This window comes from Polaromonas sp. P1_G2, assembly GCF_056405515.1.
Window position 1 is genome coordinate 1 of sequence record NZ_JBFUBY010001190.1, and the last position, 444, is coordinate 444.

General features: G+C 61.2%; 1 protein-coding gene. It reads left to right on the top strand.

All coding sequences use genetic code 11. From position 1 onward, the window contains the following. On the top strand, positions 1-399 hold a 399-nt coding region (gene gatC / locus AC1D0P_RS29710), incomplete at its 5' end, for an Asp-tRNA(Asn)/Glu-tRNA(Gln) amidotransferase subunit GatC (protein ID WP_477680013.1). Positions 400-444: the final 45 nt, after the last annotated feature.

A 444-nucleotide genomic window follows, 5' to 3' on the forward strand; every position in this document is an offset into this window, starting at 1 on the left:
CGGCGATACCGTGACTGTCTGACGCTACGGCGACCGAACGCCCAAAAACCCGTTGCACCCATCCCCGTGCGCCTTTATAGCGTGCGGGGACGAATGTTACTGGAGTGGGACATGTCGGTTGATGTGACGACCGTGAAGCGGGTGGCGAAGCTGGCCCGCTTGGCTTTGACCGAAGAGGAAGCCCAGAAGATGATGGGCGAGCTCAACGGTATCCTCGGTTTCGTCGAGCAGCTTTCCGAGGTCGATGTCGATGRCGTCGAGCCGATGACGTCTGTGACGCCGATGGCGATGAAGAAGCGTGCGGACGCCGTCACCGACGGCGACATCGCCGATCGTATCGTCGCCAACGCGCCGGTCACCGACAAGAATTTCTTCCAGGTGCCCAAGGTCGTGGAGTAAGCGCCATTGGCCATCACGCTGACGACGGAGAGCCCGCTGCAGGAT